General features: G+C 27.8%; 14 protein-coding genes and 1 tRNA gene. 3 read left to right on the top strand and 12 right to left on the bottom strand.

The features are described from left to right. Window positions 1-11: 11 nt before the first annotated feature. Together coxB and GOY14_RS02010 are read right to left on the bottom strand one after the other, a co-directional pair. A complete protein-coding gene (gene coxB / locus GOY14_RS02005; RefSeq protein ID WP_175809632.1) occupies window positions 12-776 on the bottom strand; it encodes a cytochrome c oxidase subunit II in 765 nt (254 codons plus the stop codon). A gap of 991 nt (window positions 777-1,767) precedes the next feature. Beyond that, window positions 1,768-3,204 carry an HlyD family type I secretion periplasmic adaptor subunit gene (locus GOY14_RS02010; RefSeq protein ID WP_175809633.1) on the bottom strand — a complete coding sequence of 479 codons (1,437 nt, stop codon included), beginning with the start codon at window positions 3,202-3,204 and terminating at the stop codon, window positions 1,768-1,770. 306 nt (window positions 3,205-3,510) lie between these two features. On the opposite strand from GOY14_RS02010, the gene fabG reads away from it, so the two are divergent. Next, on the top strand, window positions 3,511-4,245 hold the full coding sequence (gene fabG / locus GOY14_RS02015; protein ID WP_175809634.1) for a 3-oxoacyl-[acyl-carrier-protein] reductase: 735 nt from the start codon (window positions 3,511-3,513) through the stop codon (window positions 4,243-4,245). 109 nt (window positions 4,246-4,354) lie between these two features. After that, window positions 4,355-4,702, top strand: a complete 348-nt coding sequence (locus tag GOY14_RS02020; protein ID WP_175809635.1) for a TrbC/VirB2 family protein — start codon at window positions 4,355-4,357, stop codon at window positions 4,700-4,702. 15 nt (window positions 4,703-4,717) lie between these two features. Here the strand turns inward: GOY14_RS02020 and GOY14_RS02025 are convergent, their stop codons facing one another. The 5 genes from GOY14_RS02025 to atpH all read right to left on the bottom strand — a co-directional run bounded on the left by GOY14_RS02025 (window position 4,718) and on the right by atpH (window position 9,337). Beyond that, on the bottom strand, window positions 4,718-6,004 hold the full coding sequence (locus tag GOY14_RS02025; RefSeq protein WP_175809636.1) for a M48 family metalloprotease: 1,287 nt from the start codon (window positions 6,002-6,004) through the stop codon (window positions 4,718-4,720). 75 nt (window positions 6,005-6,079) lie between these two features. Then, window positions 6,080-6,733: a 3,4-dihydroxy-2-butanone-4-phosphate synthase gene (gene ribB, locus GOY14_RS02030; RefSeq protein WP_175809637.1), complete on the bottom strand. Its 654-nt coding sequence runs from the start codon at window positions 6,731-6,733 to the stop codon at window positions 6,080-6,082. Window positions 6,734-6,735: 2 nt separating this feature from the next. After that, window positions 6,736-7,230 (bottom strand): transcription elongation factor GreA, encoded by a 495-nt coding sequence (gene greA / locus GOY14_RS02035; protein WP_175809638.1) that lies wholly within the window; start codon window positions 7,228-7,230, stop codon window positions 6,736-6,738. Window positions 7,231-7,239: 9 nt separating this feature from the next. Beyond that, the gene (gene atpA / locus GOY14_RS02040) at window positions 7,240-8,781 is read right to left on the bottom strand and encodes a F0F1 ATP synthase subunit alpha (RefSeq protein WP_175809639.1); all 1,542 of its coding nucleotides are present in this window, start codon (window positions 8,779-8,781) and stop codon (window positions 7,240-7,242) included. Window positions 8,782-8,791: 10 nt separating this feature from the next. Further along, window positions 8,792-9,337, bottom strand: a complete 546-nt coding sequence (atpH, locus tag GOY14_RS02045; protein WP_175809640.1) for an ATP synthase F1 subunit delta — start codon at window positions 9,335-9,337, stop codon at window positions 8,792-8,794. An 803-nt stretch (window positions 9,338-10,140) separates the two neighbouring features. On the opposite strand from atpH, the gene ubiE reads away from it, so the two are divergent. Continuing rightward, window positions 10,141-10,839 carry a bifunctional demethylmenaquinone methyltransferase/2-methoxy-6-polyprenyl-1,4-benzoquinol methylase UbiE gene (gene ubiE / locus GOY14_RS02050; RefSeq protein WP_175809641.1) on the top strand — a complete coding sequence of 233 codons (699 nt, stop codon included), beginning with the start codon at window positions 10,141-10,143 and terminating at the stop codon, window positions 10,837-10,839. Window positions 10,840-11,977: 1,138 nt separating this feature from the next. Here the strand turns inward: ubiE and pheT are convergent. The 5 genes from pheT to GOY14_RS02075 all read right to left on the bottom strand — a co-directional run bounded on the left by pheT (window position 11,978) and on the right by GOY14_RS02075 (window position 21,434). Continuing rightward, window positions 11,978-14,365, bottom strand: a complete 2,388-nt coding sequence (gene pheT / locus GOY14_RS02055) for a phenylalanine--tRNA ligase subunit beta (protein WP_175809642.1) — start codon at window positions 14,363-14,365, stop codon at window positions 11,978-11,980. 134 nt (window positions 14,366-14,499) lie between these two features. Then, the gene (locus GOY14_RS02060; RefSeq protein WP_175809643.1) at window positions 14,500-15,618 is read right to left on the bottom strand and encodes a D-alanyl-D-alanine carboxypeptidase family protein; all 1,119 of its coding nucleotides are present in this window, start codon (window positions 15,616-15,618) and stop codon (window positions 14,500-14,502) included. A 1,074-nt stretch (window positions 15,619-16,692) separates the two neighbouring features. Continuing rightward, window positions 16,693-17,799, bottom strand: a complete 1,107-nt coding sequence (dnaJ, locus tag GOY14_RS02065; protein ID WP_175809644.1) for a molecular chaperone DnaJ — start codon at window positions 17,797-17,799, stop codon at window positions 16,693-16,695. Between the two features lie 91 nt (window positions 17,800-17,890). After that, window positions 17,891-17,964 (bottom strand) — tRNA-Arg (locus GOY14_RS02070). A 983-nt stretch (window positions 17,965-18,947) separates the two neighbouring features. Beyond that, the gene (locus GOY14_RS02075) at window positions 18,948-21,434 is read right to left on the bottom strand and encodes a response regulator (RefSeq protein WP_175809645.1); all 2,487 of its coding nucleotides are present in this window, start codon (window positions 21,432-21,434) and stop codon (window positions 18,948-18,950) included. Window positions 21,435-21,510 lie beyond the last annotated feature (76 nt).

The raw sequence follows: 21,510 nt of genomic DNA on the forward strand, positions 1-21,510 counted from the left end.
TTACTCTAAATTTAACTTGTTAATTGTTTATTTTTAATCCACTCATTAAAATTTTTTTTACTTACTGCTTTCACAACAATTGGCATAAAACCATGACCTTGACCGCACAATTCATAACATTGTCCGTAATAAATACCAGGATTTTTAATATTGAACCAAGCTTCGTTTAACCTACCTGGTACTGCATCAATTTTAACACCAAAAGCTGGTATTCCCCAGCTATGTATTACATCCTCTGCAGTCACCTGTAAACGAATATTAGTATCAATAGGTAAAACAACATTATTATCTACAGAAAATAACCTCAAATCTTCTTCAGTAAAATTATCTTTCCCTTTAATGTAACTATCAAATGATACACTTTGATATTCTGGATACTGATAACTCCAATACCACTGATGACCAATAACTTTTAGTGTTATATCAGCCTTTGGTATCTTTTCTTGTAACTTAATTAATTGAGCATTTTTAAAAGCTAATATACCAATAATGACAGTTGGTATAATAAACCAAACAATTTCTAAAAAAATATTATGATTTATTTGACTTATATTTATCACTTTACTTCTACGAAAACGAAATATAACATAAGCAAGTAGTGTCCACACGAAAAGCATTATTCCAATCATTATACTCATTACAAATAAATGTGACTTGACTATAGCCTCCATTATCTCAGTTGCAGGTGTAGGAAACCCAAATTGCCAAGAGCTAGGGGCAGAAGCAATTGATATATTTGAATATAATATTATTAATAATATAAGCAGCTTTATCACATTTGTTAATGTCAAATTAACTACATAATAGTGTATATAAACTTACTGTGCAAATTAAAGATTAACAATAGTTGATAATTTTATTATTGAACAGATACAGTACTAATTTAAAAAAATTACGAAACAAGTTTATTTAAAGTCAAATATAAATCCTAGCATTCACACTATAAATATAGTGTATTGATTAACTTCTTTGTGATTGTTTTAAGAAGTATATAACTTATACATTATAAAAAATGTTATGAATTACGGTGTATTATTATAATGGTGTATTATTATAATCAATATTAAATTTATTCAGAGCCTCCTATTCTTTTAGAGTGTATTTTAACTAAAGCTAATGACCAAAAATATATAGCAATAAAGTAGAATAGCATAAAGATAAAGAAAATACTCAATAAATTTAAGTATAAAGAGAAAGTAAATTTAATAAAAAATATTTTAGAGATTTTGTGAATGAAGTAAAAAAGACTATCTAAAATATAACATAAAGAAAATATCAAATTCTACATCTTAGATTATACTAAATGCCAATGAGTACTTACCATAATTAATTTGCTATCATAGAAGGCAGTAGCTGAATAATTTAAGAAATTAGAAAAGCAAATAAATTTTAAGGAATTAAATTATGATTTTAAACATAATATTAAGAACAGTAGAAAATAAACACCGAATTTCAGAAGTTTAGAATAAAGAAAACTAAAGTTTATAATGAAAAAAAATAAAATATGAAAATATTACATATTTAATATGTGAAATACCATCTAAACCTTTAACAGTAATTAAAAATTAAGAATTTAAAGCAAAAAGTACTAAATATCAAAAAAAAGCTTTTGTTATAATTTGGAACAAAAATGATAAAAGTATGATTTATTTATAATCTTATCAAAAATTTTATAGTTTATGATAAATTATCATAATATCTTTTTTTAAAAAAAAGCAAAAATAAAACTTAACACTTTATTTAAAAAATTATCACTTTACGAGTTAATTATCTTTCTATAAAGGATTTATCAACTGTTGCAATTATAGGTGTAAATAAAAATGATAAAAGAGTGCGGGATTGAGTAACTATATATACCTCTGCTGGCATACCAGGATATAAATATACACCTTTAAATTGAGCAAGTTCTGACTTTGGTATTACTACACGTACTGAGTAATAACGCCCTAATTTTTGATCGTCAAGAGCATCAGGAGAAATATGGCTTATTATACCATTAATTAAACTTAAGCTACGTGCACTATAAGCACTCAGCCTTACTTTAGCTCTTAACCCTTTTATTCCATCAATACAGATTATGTTACTATCTTTTTTTTGTGCAGATATTATTTCTTCTATATTTTTAGACTGAATTTTAGTATCTACTATTAAATCATCATTAGACGGTACTATACTCATAACCTGAACTCCAGGTTGTATAACACCACCTTCAGTATGATATCTTATATCTGTAACTATTCCATCTTGAGGTGATCTAATGACTGTACGCGCCAATGCATCTTCTGCGACTATCAGCCTCTCTTTTAAATCAGCAATAGATATACTGATTTCTTTAAGTTCAATGTGTGTTCTTTCTTGAGAATCATTTCTTATATTGATAATTTCTAATTCATTTTCTTTAATTTTTTGCTGTACTTGAGATATTGCAGCACGGTAGCGGCCAACTTTACCTTCAATTTCAGCAAACTGCTTTTTTAAAGTCAAAATATGTTGTTTACCTATGTAGCCATTACTAAAAAGTTGTCTCTTTGTTACTAATTCTTCACCTATTAACTCATATTGCTTAAAAGCTGCATCTAATTGAAAATTCAATCCTACTAACTCATCATACAACTGTTTTATACGTTGTTGTAGCACATCAATTTTTCCTAATATACTCTTGTGTTGAGAATAAAATAGTTTTATCTGATTTGTGATTATCCTATTTGTAAATTCACTGTTAGATAATTTTTTAATTTCATCAGGAAATTTAATCTCGTCTAATCCTGCTTCAATAGCAATTAATCTTGCTTCGGTTGTTAAAAGTAACAAAAGTTTTTCTTTAATTATATTTAAATTCGCCTTCTCATTAATGTTGTTTAATAAAACTAATGGCTCATTTTTCCTAACTTTTTGACCTTCTTTGACTAAAATTCTACTTATTATTCCCCCTCCTAAATGCTGAACTATCTTTCTATTCGAAGATACGATAACTTCTCCACTTGCATGCACTGCCCCATCGATTGGAGCCATAGCTGACCAAATACCTCCTACCCCAAAAAAAATAAATATCACTACCAAACCAAAAAATAGTGGCCCCCACGTTACTTTAATGACTTCATTTATATTATTTCCATGGCGTTTCAATATGAAACTTGTTATTACATCAATCGATACAAAAGTTTTATCCAAAATTTTTAGATATTTCTTTTTAATCCATTGCATATTTATACTATCACTATAGTAAACAAAAACATCTTAAAAGACATGGGTACTAATTTTTTAACTTATTTATCATACATTATTGTACTAACATTGTACTAATAATAGTATGAAAACTAAAAAATTTATGATTTAAGCACCTAACTAAGGTTATAGAACGATCAAAATAATCTTTCTATTTTAGTAAAATACTATTTTAATACTTAATTTGGATCAAATTCCAAATAAGTATCAAAACTATTTAATGAACATAGAAAATTTATTGCTAATTAGATAATGTTCTGTTAGTAATCAAAAAAATAAATTATTATGTTTCAATTAGAAGACAGAAAATTTCTCATTACTGGTGCTTCAGGTGGAATAGGTCAAGCGATTGTAAAAGTTATGTATAAAGCCGGAGCAACTTTATGCATCTCTGGTACAAAAAAAGAAACTCTTAAAGGAATTGCTAAACAGTATAAAAAGAATATGTATGTACTTCCCTGTAACTTACTAAACGCTGAAGAAGTAAATCATCTAATAGATAAAGCAAGTAAGTTAATGACAGGTTTTGATGGACTTATATGCAATGCAGGCATTACACAAGATAGTTTATTGCTAAAAATGACAGATGAAGCATGGCAGAAAGTAATTGATATTAACTTGGGCTCCACGTTTAAGTTGAGTAGAGAAGCGTGTAAGAAACTAATTAAAAATAATTGGGGAAGGATTATAAATATTTCTTCAGTAGTAGGGTTAATAGGAAACGCTGGACAGGCAAATTACGCAGCATCAAAAGCTGGAATAATAGCTATGAGCAAATCTATAGCAAAAGAAGTTGCCAGTCGAAATATAACAGTTAATTGTGTTGCTCCTGGATTTATAGTTACTAAAATGACTGAAGTTTTAAACAAAGAACAAAAGAAAAAAATATTAGATAATATTCCAATGAAAAAAATGGGAACAGTAGAAGAAGTAGCAGCAGGAGTTTTATTTTTAGCAAGTAATGAAGCACAGTACATTACAGGACATGTGTTGAATATTAATGGTGGTTTATTTATGTAGAACACGACACTTATTCTGGTAGACAAGATATGGACTTTACTTTAAAATAAATATGCATAAATTGAAATTAGTTTAACTATAATAGTTATTAATGATTAAAGGCAAGAGAATGAAATCTATAATAAGAAAATTTTTTAATGTCTTATATATGATATTACTTTTTTTAGGTTATCCAATCATTTCCAATGCTGGAGGTACTGATATAGATGACACAACCGCTCAAGTAATATGTAATATTATTGGTTATATTTGGGGAATAGGTGGACCACTCATGACTGTAGTCATAATCGGCGCATCCTTGCTTGCAATATTTGGTAGAATGCCCTGGCCAGCTCTGTTTGCTTTAGGAGTATTTTGTGGTGTGTTTTTTGGTGCCAAGGCAATTATAATGAAAGTTATACCTAATATGAATGATAGTGTAAAAGTTATGTTGGAAAACTGTGGAACAAGAAAATAGCAAATTTTAATATATTTAAAGTGCTATATCACTAAATTGCTTCATGTCTTCAATTTGTAATAAATAAGGACTATCTTTTGGTAAAGCTTTAATAGCCAATTCAGAATATTTTATAAACTTTCTTAAATTACCTTCAATACACGCTTTTTTTGTCAAAGCAAAATAATGCATTGCTCTATCAGCACTATATTTGTATGCAATACTTAAATATTTCCAAACAAAAGCATTATTTGGTTCTATATTTGTTACTTGTTCCAAATAAAAAATTGCTTTCTTTACATTTCCATATAACAATAAAGTATGAGACAATGCAAGTTTCACCAGGTAGCTGTTTTTTTCAGATAAATACTTCAATGATTCTTCATATGCCTTTATTGCTTCACTTAAGTTTCCAGCTTTATATAGCATTTCTGCTTTTAACTCATATAGATATGGATCATTACGTGCCCTCTGGGCTAACGAATCAATTATAGCAACAGCTTCTTTTATTTTTCCTTGTCTATAGGAAACTATAGCATTTACACTTTCAGAATTATTTTTATATTTACTAAATAATACATGAATAGGAGAAAAAAAAGAATCCAGCTTTATAACCATGCGCTTAAATTTTAATAGCTTATCCGCGAGAATTGGTTTTATATCATTTTTAACTTTATAGCTCTGCACAGTAAGTATACGTTTATCGCTAAGTGGATGAGTGCGGAAGTGTCCTTCAGTATTTTCATACTCAATTTTCTTAAAATAATTAAAGATTTCTTTTATTCCAAAATTATCATAACCAGATTCATCAAGGTACCTTAAAGCATAACTATCTGCTACACTTTCTTGTTCTTGAGAATAGTTAAAAAATAACCTCGAGCTAAGTGCTATTCCACTTAACAAAATTGCATTAGCAACTTGACGATCAATGATAATAGCAGAGACCAATCCTATCATGTAACTAATCATTGCTATTGATTGCGAGTACTCTATAACACTACTCATTTGTAATGTATGACCAGCAGATATATGAGCTATTTCATGTGCCAATATACCAAGTAAAACATAAGGTTCTGTCGAATATTGTAAAAGCCCTAAGTGAATAAAAATATTATTATTAATTACAAAAGCATTGACTGAATGATCATTAATTATAAAAACTTTTATCTGATCACCATCAATACCTGCAGCAGAAAAGAGAGGTTGTGCTAGTTCTTTTACCATTGCTTCCACTTCACTATCTCCTATAACACTAGCAGAATAAATATTGTCACAGTATGTAAAAAAGAGTAATAAGATAAAAAAATTAATAATTTTTAACATGAAAATTTTATGTCTATATAATTTTTAAGGATTTTATATTTTACACTTCACTTTAATTAAAATAAGTTATAAATATTATCTTGACCTTTTAACGTACTTAATAAGTTTATCAATAGTAGTTAATTTAATTTTATGTTGTTCAGCAAATTCAAGCAACTGGGGTAAACGCATCATAGAGCCATCATCATTCACTAATTCACACCCTACAGCTGCATGATTAAGATTAACTAACTTTGCTATTTCAACACTTGCTTCAGTATGACCACTACGTGCTAAAACCCCGCTGTCATTTGCAATGATAGGAAAAACATGACCAGGGGTCACAATATCATCTTTAGTACTCTTTTCATTAATAGCAATAAGTATTGTACGTGTTCTATCATTAGCAGAAACTCCTGTTGTAATACCATAACGTGCATCAATTGATGTAGTAAATGCAGTGTGAGGAGTAAGCTTTTCATCTACATTACTTCTTTTCATAAATTCAAGTCCTAGTCTATTCATATGAAGTTTTGTCATAGCTAAGAACACAATACCAGTACCATATCTAATCATAAAAGCTACATGTTTGGGTTTCAGCTTTTCAGCTAAGATAATCAAATCGCCTTCATTTTCTCTATTTTCGTTATCAACTAGAATAAATAATTTGCCAGACTGAGCATCCTCTAATACATCTTCTACAGAAGAAATATAGGATAGATCTATTGATGCATAAGTAGCCTGTACCATATTTATTTAAATTCAATTTTAATTATTTTATATAATTTCTCTCCACTTGGCACTATTACTTCTACGCATTCACCAATTTTTTTACCAATTAAAGCACTGCCCAAGGGTGAACTAGTAGATATTAACTGTTTTGAAACATCAGCCTCATACTCACCTACAATTTTATAAATATATTCTACTTCACTACTATCATCATTTAACATCTTTAATGTTACAGTTGCACCAAACATTACTGAATCACCAGATAAACTTTTTACCTCTATTACTTCTGCATGTGAAAGTTTATTTTCTAGCTCCATTATACGCCCTTCAATAAATCCTAATCTTTCTCGTGCAGTATGATATTCAGCACTTTCAGATAGATCACCTTGATCACGAGCATCAGAAATAGCCTGTATAATAGAAGGTTTTTCTTCCTTTAATTTTTCAAGCTCAGCTTGCATACACCCAAAACCTTCTTTTGTTATAGGAAATTTTTTAACGACAGATGAAGTCATAACTACTACCTAAACATAATTAAATTGAGTAATAAAACTACTCACGATATTCAAAATATCTTTCTCTATATCATTATCTATGTTATTTGACAACTTTTTTAAAAGTTCAGGATACATATTATGAAAATAATTAATAAGATCATGCTCAAATTGATTGACACTGCTTACTTGTATTTTACTTAACTGATCATATAGATTAGAAAAGATGTACATTAGTAATACCTGTTCCTCTATTGGCATAGGTGAATGCTGTTTTTGTTTTAACAATTCAATAAGATATTTGCCTTTATTTAAGGATAGCTGAATGCTAGCATCAAGGTCAGAGCTAAATTTTGCAAAGTCTTCTAATTCTCTATACTGAGCTAAACTGAGCTTTATAGAACCAGAAACTTCTTTTACAGATCTCAATTGTGCAGCAGAACCAATTCGTGAAACTGATAAACCTATATTTACTGCAGGACGAAACCCTTTATGAAATAACTCAGACTCAAGAAAAATTTGTCCGTCGGTAATCGAAATTACATTAGTTGGAATATATGAAGACACATCACCAGCCTGAGTTTCAATAATTGGCAAAGCAGTTAAAGATCCGTGACCTTTTCTACCAGACATTTTAGCAGCCCTTTCAAGTAAACGAGAATGCACATAAAATATATCTCCAGGATAAGCTTCACGACCAGGAGGACGTCTTAGCAATAAGGACATCTGTCTATATGCTATAGCATGTTTTGATAAATCATCATATATCACTAAACAATGCATTTTATTGTCACGAAAAAATTCTCCAATAGTGCAACCAGCATAAGGTGCTAAAAATTGCATAGGTGCACAGTCAGATGCACTAGCTATAACTACAGTTGTATACTCTAATGCTCCACTTTCTTTTAATTTATTTACTATTCTTGCTATCATTGAAGCTTTTTGTCCAATAGCAACATAAACACAGTAAATTTTTTGATTTTCATCTACTTTTTCATTAATCCTCTTCTGATTAATGATAATATCAAGCGCAATAGTAGTTTTCCCGATCTGTCTATCGCCTATGATTAATTCTCTCTGTCCTCTACCTATTGGAATTAATAAATCTATAATCTTAATTCCAGTTTGCAAAGGTTCATGTACGGATTTACGATCAATGATACCTGGTGCCCTAGACTCTATACTCATTTTATTACTAACTATAATCTCTCCACCATTGTCCATAGGATGGCCTAACGCATTCACAACCCTTCCTAGTAATTCACGCCCTACAGGTACCTGTACAACATCACCACTACATCTCACAATGTCTCCTTCTTTTACATTACGATCATTACCAAGCACTACTATCCCAGCAGTATCGTTATCTAAATCCAAAACTATCCCCTCTATACCACTTGCAAAAAATACCTTTTCTCCAAATTTTGCTTTTTCAAGCCCATAAACTAGTGCAATACCATCTGTGACTGAAATCACTTCACCTATATTTTCTTGTTTTATAGGATTATCAAATGCTTCAACTTTTTTCCGTATTGTATTTACTATTTCAGAAACATTTATACTATTTTTCATGCATGATTCCTCATTTTAACATTTCAATTTTACTGAGATTAACTAGTTTATCTAAGTAATTTTTTAATGAAGCATCAATTAAATTAAAGCCATACCTTATCACAAAACCTCCAAGTATGGAAGGATCGATTACATTATCGACTTTTATTATTTTACCAAGAAAGCTTAAAGATTCAGTAATAATTTTTATATCTGATTTCTTTAATACCTCTGCTGATTTTATAGTAACTTCCAATTCGTTTTCATTTTCTTTTACAAGATCTAAAAATTTTTCTAGTATAAACAACAATAAACTAGAACGCCTATTTACAAATATTACTATAATAAATTTCACTAAACTCTCACTGAAATCTTTATTAATAGAAAGTATTATGTTTCTCTTATGCACAAGAGAAACAACAGGATGAGACAGATATATATAAATATCATATTGCTTTTTTAAAAAAGCCAATAGAAACTTCACTTCTTCTCTTATAACACCTAATCCACTTTTTGAAATATAAAACAGTGCCCTTGCATAAGATAAAATTAAACTATTATATTGAGTCCTTTTCACGTTGAATTACCTAAATATACAAAACTAAAACATTTTTAATTTAACATATAATCTAACTCCTGAAAAGATTTAGACCTTAGCAAAATATGACACAAGTACAGTTACCAGCAAAACTTGTATAATGAAACTATATTAATTATTAAAAAAAACATGATAAATAAAGAAGCCAGTAATAAAACTAATCATAATAGATTTTTTAAAGAAAAGATACTTTTTTTCAGCAAGATTATAAAAGAGTATTTTATCTAAACAATTGATATAAGCTATATAAATTTACGATCTAACCTAAACCTATAACAAAATCTCACTTAAGTTACTTTTAAGAAAGTACATTCAAGTAGCGTATGTCCCTTAACTTTAGTATATCTTAATATAGTAGAATTTATTTCTTTCTTTAACTTTGATAATTTACTACTTATAACCTTTTCTTTATAAAAATTACTACTACCTAATTAATTTGTTATATAAACTATATAAATAATTATTTGCTTAGTTTTTTCACTTCTAAGGCTTAAAATGTAATGATTTATCAAAAATTGTAATAAATTGTCAGATGTTTTCTGCTCGTCATTAAAATTTATTAATTAATGAAATAAGACAATTCATTAATTGATACTTCAAACTTTATATCAAAACTATATCATTCTTTAACTTACAAGAAGCCTTGCCGAGGTTTTATTGTAGTTTATCGGTATTTCTTTTATAAATTAAAGAATCTTATTTAAAGATACTTGAATTAATTTAATTTGAATAAACATTCAAAAACTAAATACTATATCACAATATGAAATAATTATAGAAAAATGGATAAATTTCAGTTAGTCAAAAAAGTATTCGATTCCGTAGCAAATCGTTACAATATTATGAATGATATAATGAGTTTTGGAATACACAGATTATGGAAAAATAAAATGATAGATAACATGCATTTTATAAAAAATTCTAAAATTTTAGATATTGCTGGAGGAACTGGAGATATAGCAATAAGAATAGCAAAAAAAGAACCAAGCGCTCAAGTTACAATATGCGATATAAATCAAAATATGTTAAATAGAGGAATTGATAGAGCTATAAATTTAAATCAACTTAATTTTAGTTGGATATGTGCAAATGCAGAAAAATTACCATTCAAAGACCTAACATTTGATTATTGCACAATGGCTTTCGGTATTAGAAATATTTCCAATCGTAAAAAAGCTTTAAATGAGGCACACAGGGTACTAAAACCAAATGGCAAATTTATTTGTTTAGAATTTGCTCCTATGCATTATCAAAGTGAAATGTTTATTAAATTTTATGATTTATATTCATTTAAAGTCATTCCTAAAATTGGTAGTATAGTTGTTAAAGACAAAAGTTCTTATGAATATTTAGTAAGAAGTATCAGAAATTTTCCAACTCAAGCTAAATTTAAAATGGAAATAACAGAAGTAGGCTTTAAAAATGTTAAGTTTTATAATATGAGCTATGGAATAGTAACACTATATATTGGAACAAAATAAACATTAATTTTGTCAAAACAACTCTACTATTACTTACTTACATGGTTTACTCATTAAAAAGTTTTACTTAGTTTATAAAATAAGTTACATAATTACAGAAAATCCTTATTATTTTCACATAAAATTATTTTATAACATTCTCTTTTAAAAGATAAATGGTAATATAAAAAATACATTTAATTTTTCATTTATAAATTTTACTATAATTTTCCATTTTAATAATTAACATTATAATACTTCATATGACAAAATGTGCAAAACATAATGAGTACATCTTCTGAAGTTTTAGTTTAATTATCAAATTTACAAGACTATTTTTATATTTAAAGATGCTAGTATCTACTTTAAAAGTAAAGCACAACATACTATACTGCCAATTCAATACATATATCTCACTTTATTTTTTTGCATTGTATTTTATACAGTATAATTTCAGTTAATTTATAATAATACAAATACAATAATTTTAAGTATTTTACACAACTGGTTCTCGTCATGTTTACTATGACAATTTTTTTCACTAATATCATTAATGTTAACGTTAATGTTATTTCCTTAAACTAAGATTAGAAAGTATGAGTAAAACAAAAATTTGTACTATAAACAATAAGCTGCAATTATACTAGCAAAGTTTATATTATATCCTCCATTCTATATAGTTAGAGATCATCTTTCCTCATAAAAGAAGATAAACTATTTGCAATTGATGTTTTTACAACTACTAATTAATTCTAATGTATGCTAGACAGTAAGTAACTATTATCACTTTTTTTTATGTTTAATTGTTTTTTTTGTAACTTTTTTGCTACCCTAAATAGGTTGTTCTCCCACTCAATTAGCCAAATACTTTATAGTACTTACTGAAAGATAACTAAACTTTTAAGTTATAAGTTCTATTAAGTTTATTAACTAACTATAGTATTTAATATTTAAAAATTTTACTAGAGTAATTGTACTATATAAATAATTATGTGAAATAAGTACCTGAATAGAATTAGTAGTTATAAAGTTAAAGTCCTTAGTATTAAAAATAACTAAATAACTATTGATAATAGTTATCATTACATTCTTCAAAAACCTTAGCTTTTTCATTTGAAATTTTCTTATTCATTTTTCCGAATATTTTTTCGAACAAACATTATTTGTGCCTTAAAATTCCTCCAGTTTTTTTTAATACTAAATTAACTATAGTATTCGATTCTTTTTTAACTTCTTCTTCAGTTAAAGTATGAGTTGGAGAACAAAAAGTAACTGATAATGCTATAGACAGCTTATTTGATTCAATATTGCTTCCATGATATATATCGAATACTGAAACTTCCGTGATAAGCTCTGAACTTTTTCTTATCATACTGATTATATTACCTACTGCTATGTCTTTATTTACAATAAACGCAAAGTCCCGTTTTACACTTTGGTATTTATAATCGATGAATCCTTTCCTATTTATAGGTAAGTCACTGATATTTTCCAGTACTACCTCAAAACCCACAACTTTTTCCTTAATACCAAAGAGATCTAGTATATTAGGATGTAATTCTCCAAAATAACCAATTACTTTTTTTTTAAAAGAAAAAGTGCCTGACCTTCCTGGGTGGTAATATTCCTTTTTTGTTTTTTCTATAGTTAAATTATCACAATTGACGTTAAAAAATTTCAAAGCCATCATGAGGTCAGCCTTTGCATCAAAAATATCCACTTTTCTGTCAAAATTATAATGGTTTCGCGGTAAATTATTTCCTAATCTAATTTCACTTAAAATATGCTTAGACTGATTAAGATTATCATAAACTGGACCAATTTCAAAAATTGCAAGGTCAGATATTCCATGAGCAATATTATCTGCAGCAATTTGTAATAAATTTGGCATGATACTTGGTCTCATTATATTAAAGTGATTACTCAATGGATTATTAATAGTAAATAATTTATCAGAATAGCCAAACTTTTTAGCTATTGATTTACTCATGAATGACCAAGTGAGCACTTCATGAGATCCTCTACTTGCCATTAAAACACGTAAGCTATCTTGTTCATTAATTTCTATTGTGCCATTACCTATTGGTAATGCTTCTTCCTTTATTTTATCATAGCCATATATTCTTACTACTTCTTCAATCAGATCAGCAGACATAGCAACGTCTGGTCTCCAACTTGGTACTTGCACATTCCAGTGACTTCCAACTCCTTTATCAATACTAAACCCCAATTTTGTCAAGATATTAAATATTTCACCAGATGATGCAGATATACTTCCAAATTTATTTACGTCTCGATAATCAAAATCTACTTTCGTGTTAACTTTATTTAGATTACCGGCAGACACTATATTTGATGCTTCTCCACCACACAAATCTAAAATCATCTGAGTTGCAAGGCTTAGTCCATCAAATTCATGATCAACCGAACGTGCAAATCTATAACTTGAGTTTGTAGAAATTCCTAGCTGTCTTGAGGATTTAGTAATAGAAATAGGATTAAACCAAGCAGACTCCAAGAAGATATCAGTAGTTTCAAGAGTACATTTACTATACTTACCTCCTATAATCCCAGCGATCGCATGAGTATTTTTATTATCAGCAATAACGCTTATATCTTGATTTAATAAGTATTCTTTACCATTCAAGTCAGTAAATCTTTCTTTACCACCTGCTTTACGTACTATAAGTTCTCCTTCTATTTTTTTTGCATCATACACATGTATTGGACGACCAAAAGATATCATAATATAATTAGTAATATCAACTATTGTAGAAACTGAGTGTATCCCTATTGATTGTAGCCTGTCTTTCAACCATTTTGGGCTCTCTCTATTTTTTACATTGGCAATATATATTCCACTAATAAAGCTTTCTCTATCTGTAACTTTAACATGTATAGAAGAATTTTTTTTTACTAAATCCTGAAAAGAAAGTTTGTTTTGAGTTTGCACACTATGTTCTGGAATGATATTAAGATGAGTTAAAGCTTTTAATCTTCCAATTCCAGCTGCTGCTAAATCACGTGCTATCCCGTAAACGCTTAAGCAATCTCCACGATCTGGAGTGACATTTATATCAATAATAAGAATACAATTAAAAAATTTATTTTCTACTTTATAAGTAGTAGAAAGTTTGATTATTTCTTCAACTTCCTCTTGAATTAATGTATGCGAAGCAGAATGAATCATTTCTTCTTCATCTTTCCCTAGTATTTTCTGTGCTTTTATATGCTTAGCCATGAAATTACTTTTGAGCAACGTATTTTCCAAAGATTCAAGTATATTTCTTATATCTTTTTTAATACCCTTTACTTCACACATTGCTTGCATAACTTTACTGCTATCTTCTACTTTGCATGATTTTAATTTATCAATATTTAAATAAGATGCAATTCTCAGTACTTTTTTAGTAGTAAATCCAACTAATTCTATATCTGCAACTACATTTTTCACTTCTAGTCCTATATAAGTTAATTTATTAATAATTTCTTCTAAGCTAGCACTAGTTTCTAAATATTCTAATAACCAAGATAATGTAAACTTCATTTATATAAAAAAAATAAAGAAGTTATTATAATATAAAACTGAGTAGCTTTTAAATTCATAATTTTTTCAATTCTTCTTTCTAAAATCATATATTTAGTAACTTATGTCTATTAAAATTCTATAGTAAATATGAGTTAAACTTTAAATAATACTCTAAAAAATTTTTCTACATAACTTAATTTATGCACGTCATTTACTGCATAAAGTGACATAGTCTTTTGTTTCATGCCTGGTATTTTTATAAAAATCTTACCTACTTCTTGCCCCTTTTTGATTGGTGCAACTATCATATCTTTATATTCAATATACACTTTAACTTTATCTTGTAAATTGCGACTATAAGTTATAATAACATCATTTGCGACTGTGACTGATACTTTTTTACTTTTCCCATATAGAACATTTATTTCCTCAACTATATCACCCTTAGTAAATATCTTCTTACTATAAAAGTGGTCTAAAGAATATTGAATCAGTCTTTTTGCTTCTTCTATACGCTCCCTCTCAGTACTTAAACCATTCACAACAACAAAAACTCTTCTACCATTTTGTTTTGCAGATGCTACAATTCCATATGCACCAACACTAGTATAACCAGTTTTTAATCCATCAACCCCGATGTTATAAAAAAGTAAAAGGTTTTTATTTTTTTGTGAGACACTATTATATGTAAAATATTGCTCAGAAAATAAATCATAGTATTCAGGAAAATCAGTAAAAATTCTCTTCGCCAATATTGCTAAATCCTTTGCACTCATAAAATGATTTTCATTTGGCCACCCACTTGAATTGACAAAGTGACTATTATTTAGGCCTAGTTTTCGTGCAATCTCATTCATTTCAACCACAAAATCTTCTTCTGATCCTGCAATACCTTCTGCTAATGTTATACAAGCATCATTACCAGAAACTATTACTATTCCTTCAAGTAGTTCTTTTACTGTAACAAATTGACCTTCTTTTAGAAACATAGAAGAACCTTTTCTTTCCCATGCCTTTTTACTTACTTGAAATTTATCTTTCATACTTATTATTCCATCTTTTAGATATGCAAAAGCTATATATAAAGTCATTAGTTTACTCATTGAAGATGGGGCCATTTTATCATCGGAATTATGCTCAAAAATAAATAAATCTGAGGCTAAATCTAAAATCACTGCTTGTTTTGCTCTAGTTCTAAATTGATATGAATATAAAGGAAAAGAAAATAAAAAAATTAACAGTAAAATTATTAATTTACCTAATACATTCATACTTTTTTTAAAAAGTATATTATATAGTATAATTATGTAAAAATATTTTAATAAAATTAAGATAAAGTTTTCTATATGTAATAGAATTTACTAAGTTTAATATATACAATTTAATTGTAAAAATTAAGACTTACATTCGAAACAGACCAAAGCACTTTTTGCAGCCGTTTAGCTAACTAAAATTGAAAAAGAGAAAAAAATACTAAAATCTAGTTAAAAGTAGAAAAGACAACTAATAAAAGTAAATAATAAAATAGATATTGGGACAGTACTAATTTATGTAAATAGAAACTAATAACAATTATAGTTTTAGCTATACAGAACAAAATATTTTATACATTATGTATATCAAAGAGATAAAAATTAAAAACATAGATTAGTAAGAAGTAAAATCCTCCAAAAAATATTAAAAAAAGAATTAAATATATTATGGTACAATGTTATAAAATTTAATTTTTAACTTTTCTGAGAAAAAAATAAACAAAGTCAACATTAGTAATAAATAACTCTTTTAAAACTTTATATTGTTACTCTGATATAAAGAACAAGGCTTTTAAGCTTGATTTATGCTTAGCTTAAATTCATAACTTCCGTAAAATTTTGAGTTAAACATATTATTTAAAGTATCATAATATAAAATTTACGTTTCTGCTGCTTTTTTTTATCCCTCCTTTCTTTGTTTATTATTATTCAAAAGATATTATTATACAACTTATAAAAGAATAAATCTATTAATTTTTTATATTCAATCTAAAATTAACTATTAATATATTTTTCATACTAATTTCAGTTAAGTAGAGAATACTAGGAAAAGAAGGAGAGGAGCTAGATTTTTTTTAAACTTGAACAAGTAGATTTATTCTTTTTCATCTTATACTATTTATTAAATTAAAAATTAAGAGCTAGCAATAATTTAGATATATGATTATATATTTAATAGCATATTTATTCAATAAAGCCTAAATAAAAATTGAGTAAATTTCATAAAACCTTACAAGAGTCTGTAAGCATTGCTAATAATAGCAAATAATTAAATAAATCTAAAACTATTTTCAATATCATTTAGTAAATTTTTTATTTTTTTTTTACTTTACTAAAAAAACCTTCAGGGTGCTGTTGCACATTTTCTTCTTCTTCAAGTGCTTTTAATAACTCAATCTGCTTTTTAGTTAAGGTTTTCGGATTTAAAGTCTCAACTACTACTTGTACATATAAATCACCACGTACATTTGAGTTCATATATGGCATACCCTGTTCTCTACAACGTAGTTTAGTACCAGTTTGAGTACCTTCAGGAACTTTCACTTTTATTTTGGCTTTATCAATTGACTGAACATCAATTTCACCACCAAGTACTGCTAATGTCATTTTTACAGGCACTTTGCAATATAAATCTGCTTTATTCCTAGTAAAAATTTTATGTGGAACTATTTTAACGTACACATATAAATCACCACTTTTTCCACCTTTTGCTCCAGCCTCTCCTTTACCACTTACCCTCACTTTCGCACCTTCCTCTATACCTCTTGGAATTGAGACTGATATATTTACCTCATCTCTTCTGCGTCCATTCCCACCACATTTTTTGCATTTATTCTGTACTATTTCACCTTCTCCATAACACATAGTACAAGTTCTTTCAATTGTAAAAAAGCCTTGCTGGGCTCTAACTCTACCACTTCCTCGGCACGTATGACATTGAACCGGTTTGATTGCACCTTCACTACCCGTACCTTGACATGCACCACACTTTACATTCGTAACATAATGTATAGGTGCTTGTATCCCCTTAAATACATCTTCCAAAGTAATTTCAAGATCATAACGTAGATCAGATCCTGGTACCCCTAGTGTACTTCTTTTTGCTTTTGACCTTCTTGATTCTCCAAATCCTCCACTAAAAAAGTCGTTAAATATATCACTAAAATCTCCTGCAGCTTGACTAAAATCAAACCCACCAGCACCTTCATGACCATAACTATCATAACTTGCCTTTTTTTCAGGATCAGATAAAACCTCATACGCAGATGTTATCTCTTTAAATTTTTCCTCTGCTTCTTTATTACCAGGATTTCTATCTGGATGATATTTCAATGCTAATTTCTTATATGCCTTTTTTATCTCATCAATGTTAGCATTTCTGCCTACTTCCAGCAGTGCATAGTAGTCTTTTGTGCTCATATACAATAGATTCAGTATTTAAGTTCTAAAGGTAAGTATTTCATACATCAATTTCAAGTGTGAGATATATTTTCTATATTCTTAAATAAAATGCACCCTGAGCGATTTGAACGCCCGACCTTTTGATCCGTAGTCAAATGCTCTGTCCAACTGAGCTAAGGGTGCATTTTATAAAATGGACTTTAGCAAGTTTTATAGCTTGATTCAATTATTTGATTAAAAAAAAGAGCATAAAGCTAAATTAATAGTACAATGAACCTACTAGATTTAAACTTAGATTAATAAATACAAGTGAAAAAAAAATTTTATATTTATAATTTTAATCCCATCTTTCACATTTCATGTAGTATTACTAAATAAAATAGAATAGATTAAGCACAAAAATAACAATATACATTTTATTCTAGAGTAGAACGTACCAAAAGTTACTGATAGTTATACAACAATAGAAAGCATTTAACATTATGTTATAATTAACATGCCTTTATACTATTTATACAAATTTACTTACTGTTTCTTCTATATTAAAATAGCAATACAATAACACTAGTAAATGCAAGAAGATTTTATAGAGGTATGTTTTTATAACTTAATAAGTTCCTTTTGATCAATTCAAATATAACTTTTATAATTTTTTAGTTTACGAACTTGAACTTAATAAACTATTTTCTTCTTACATTTTTCTTTTATTATTTTTAGCATTGATAAATGCCTTTATAATCAGTAGAGACTTTTTTATTGCTGGCTATTTTACCTACAGAGAAGAACATCCAAGTATTTAAATTAAATAAGCTATATAAATTTAAATCTTTTTTTTACTTGATCAAAACTAATTCTTCCATAAAAAATATCATCAGCTTTTTTTTTATACTTACTTCTTTTATCTATTGATACCGATACCTTTTAATCTTATATACTTCGTTTTTATGATTAATTATTTCTTAGCATTCTTATAATTCAAATTCTTAATTAATTTAAAAATTTTGTACTCATTCAAGAGTTGAAGTCATGCTATTTATAGCACTATCCTTTAAAATTTACTATATATAATAGTTTACCACACCTTTAAATTTTATACACGAAATCAACCCATTATACTTAAGTACATGAGAAACTACCGCATTAATAAATCTCTTGATATTTTTTAGTTAAGCAGTTTTTTCTACTTTGTATAGCACACTTTGTACTTTATTCCCTAACTCATTTAAAGTGAACGGCTTTGATAAAAAGTGAAAATCTTCTATATTAATATCATCACTCTTCAAAAATGCATCTTCTGCATATCCAGAAATAAAAATAACATTGATATTTGGCCTATGAATTAGAGCCTTTTTAACTATCTCTGGGCCACTAACTTCCGGCATTATTACATCAGTGATTATTAAATCTATGTGTTGATTTTTTTTACTTATTATTTCTAGTGCCTGACTACCCATGCTAGCTTCTATCACATCAAATCCCTTTCTTTGTAGCGTTTTGGTAGCAAACTCCCTGACTGAATCCTCATCCTCAATTAATAAAATTGTACCATTATTTTTAACTTCATTTACTATAGGTTTTTCTATTTCTTCACTACTCCTTTTTATATTATTTTCATCCAATATATAAACCATTGGTAAAAATATTCTAAATTTAGTTCCATAATCTATTTTACTAGTAACATAAATATATCCTTCAGTTTGCTTTATAATACCATATACAGTAGAAAGGCCAAGACCAGTACCAGAAGAAATATCTTTAGTAGAAAAAAACGGATCAAATGCCTTTTGAATTGTATCACTAGTCATTCCACAACCTGTATCAATTACTTCAATGATCACATAATTTCCATGTTCAATTTCCTCTTTATCTGGAGAAAACATATTTTTAGGTATAGAATTCAACGAATTAATCTTCTTATTAAAAGTACGTATAATTAATTCTCCTCCTTTTTCCATAGCAGCATTAGCATTCACTACTAAGTTAATAATAACTTGTTCCAATTGTCCTTGATCAGCTTTAACCTGACCTAAATCTCTACCATAATATGCAGTAAATTTTATATTTTCTCCTATCAATCTTTTTATCATTTCATAAAGATTAGCTATCGTACTGTTTACATCAATAATTTTTGGTCGCATAGTCTGCCTTCTTGAAAAAGCAAGTAACTGCTTAACTAAATTCGATCCACGTTTTGCATTTTGCTGTATTTGTATTATGTCTCCAAAAGATGGATCACCACTAGCCGAGTGCTGAAGTAAAAGCAAATCACAAAATCCTATTATTCCAGTTAATATATTATTAAAATCATGTGCAATCCCTCCTGCTAACTGACCTATAGCTTGCATTTTTTGATAATGCTCAAGTTTTATTTCTAGATTTTTATGCTCAGTATTATCAACAAAATAGCAAAGTATAAACATCACTCTACTATGAAGAAATTTATTGAAGTATATTTTCATATTATCATTATTGTTAAGTTGCACATCAAAAGATGCGTTATTTATTCTATTACTTAAGAAGTATTCACGTATTTTTGTATGAAAGTCATCAGATATTAATGTAAAGATTGAATTAGTCTCTGGACCAGCAAGTTTTATCAACGCTGTATTTTTTTTTATAAAGTTTCCACTTGAATCACACTGTGCAATAGCGATTGATGAATTTGTGAAACATGGATGTAATTGATAGTCAGCTATGTTTGATTCAACTGGTGTAATAAAACCATATATATAGTTATGACTATGTTTATCACAAAACATGGCAGTGCTCATATAAGCTTTGAATGGAACACCACTTACTGTACAAAACACAATCTCATTACCAGTTACTATATTATGATAATTAGACTGAAATATAAAATCATTAATTGAAGTACCTTTTTCAAATTTTTTTAATTCAAATATTTCTAGGAACCTTTTATTCACAGATAAAATTACCCCTTTAGGATTTGCAATATAGGTTCCTATATTATGCTTTTCTATCAGCTCTTCATATATCTGTTCTTTATTCATCTGTATTGCCTTTAGCACAAAATATCCATGTGGCCTAGCTATTGGTGCTAATGACAAATTTAAGATCTTATTATTATTCAAAGCAACTTGTGGATTATTTGATATCGGATCAAGAAGCAAGAGAAAATTAGATGTTCTATTTTTTTTACCTAAGGTAATGTGTATTTGTACAGAAGAATTATTTTTTAGCGCGTGATATAATGCTTTTTTGTCTTTTTCTGATATATTCCCTGCTTCAAGAAGCTTATCTAGTGTAACATCATTATCTACGATGTGTTCTCTGAACCTTTCGTAAAACCTTGCATCAGCATAAATAACGCCCTCATCTTTATGTAAAATTAAACAAAACTCTGTATTATGATTAAGTGCACTTGCAAATATTGCATTTTGAAATTCTGTAATACTAATCAAATATTTATGATGTTTTACACTATATATCATAAAAAAAGTCATGAAAGTACTGACTACCATATTAATTTCTATATTAATGTGCCAATTATACGTATTAAAAAAATAAAGTGCTGATATTATTATTGGAGGTAAGACCATAATGACTGCAATAAAAATGATTGGTATTCCATGATTTCTTAATATAAAGTCAACTCTATTTTCCTTTTTACTATCTATGTATCTTTTGCTCATTTTATATATAATATGCTTTATTAAGCTACTTAAATTAGTATAGACTTATTAACATCTTTGATACATAATTTCTATT

This window comes from Wolbachia endosymbiont of Dipetalonema caudispina (assembly GCF_013365495.1).
Taxonomy (GTDB): Bacteria; Pseudomonadota; Alphaproteobacteria; order Rickettsiales; family Anaplasmataceae; genus Wolbachia.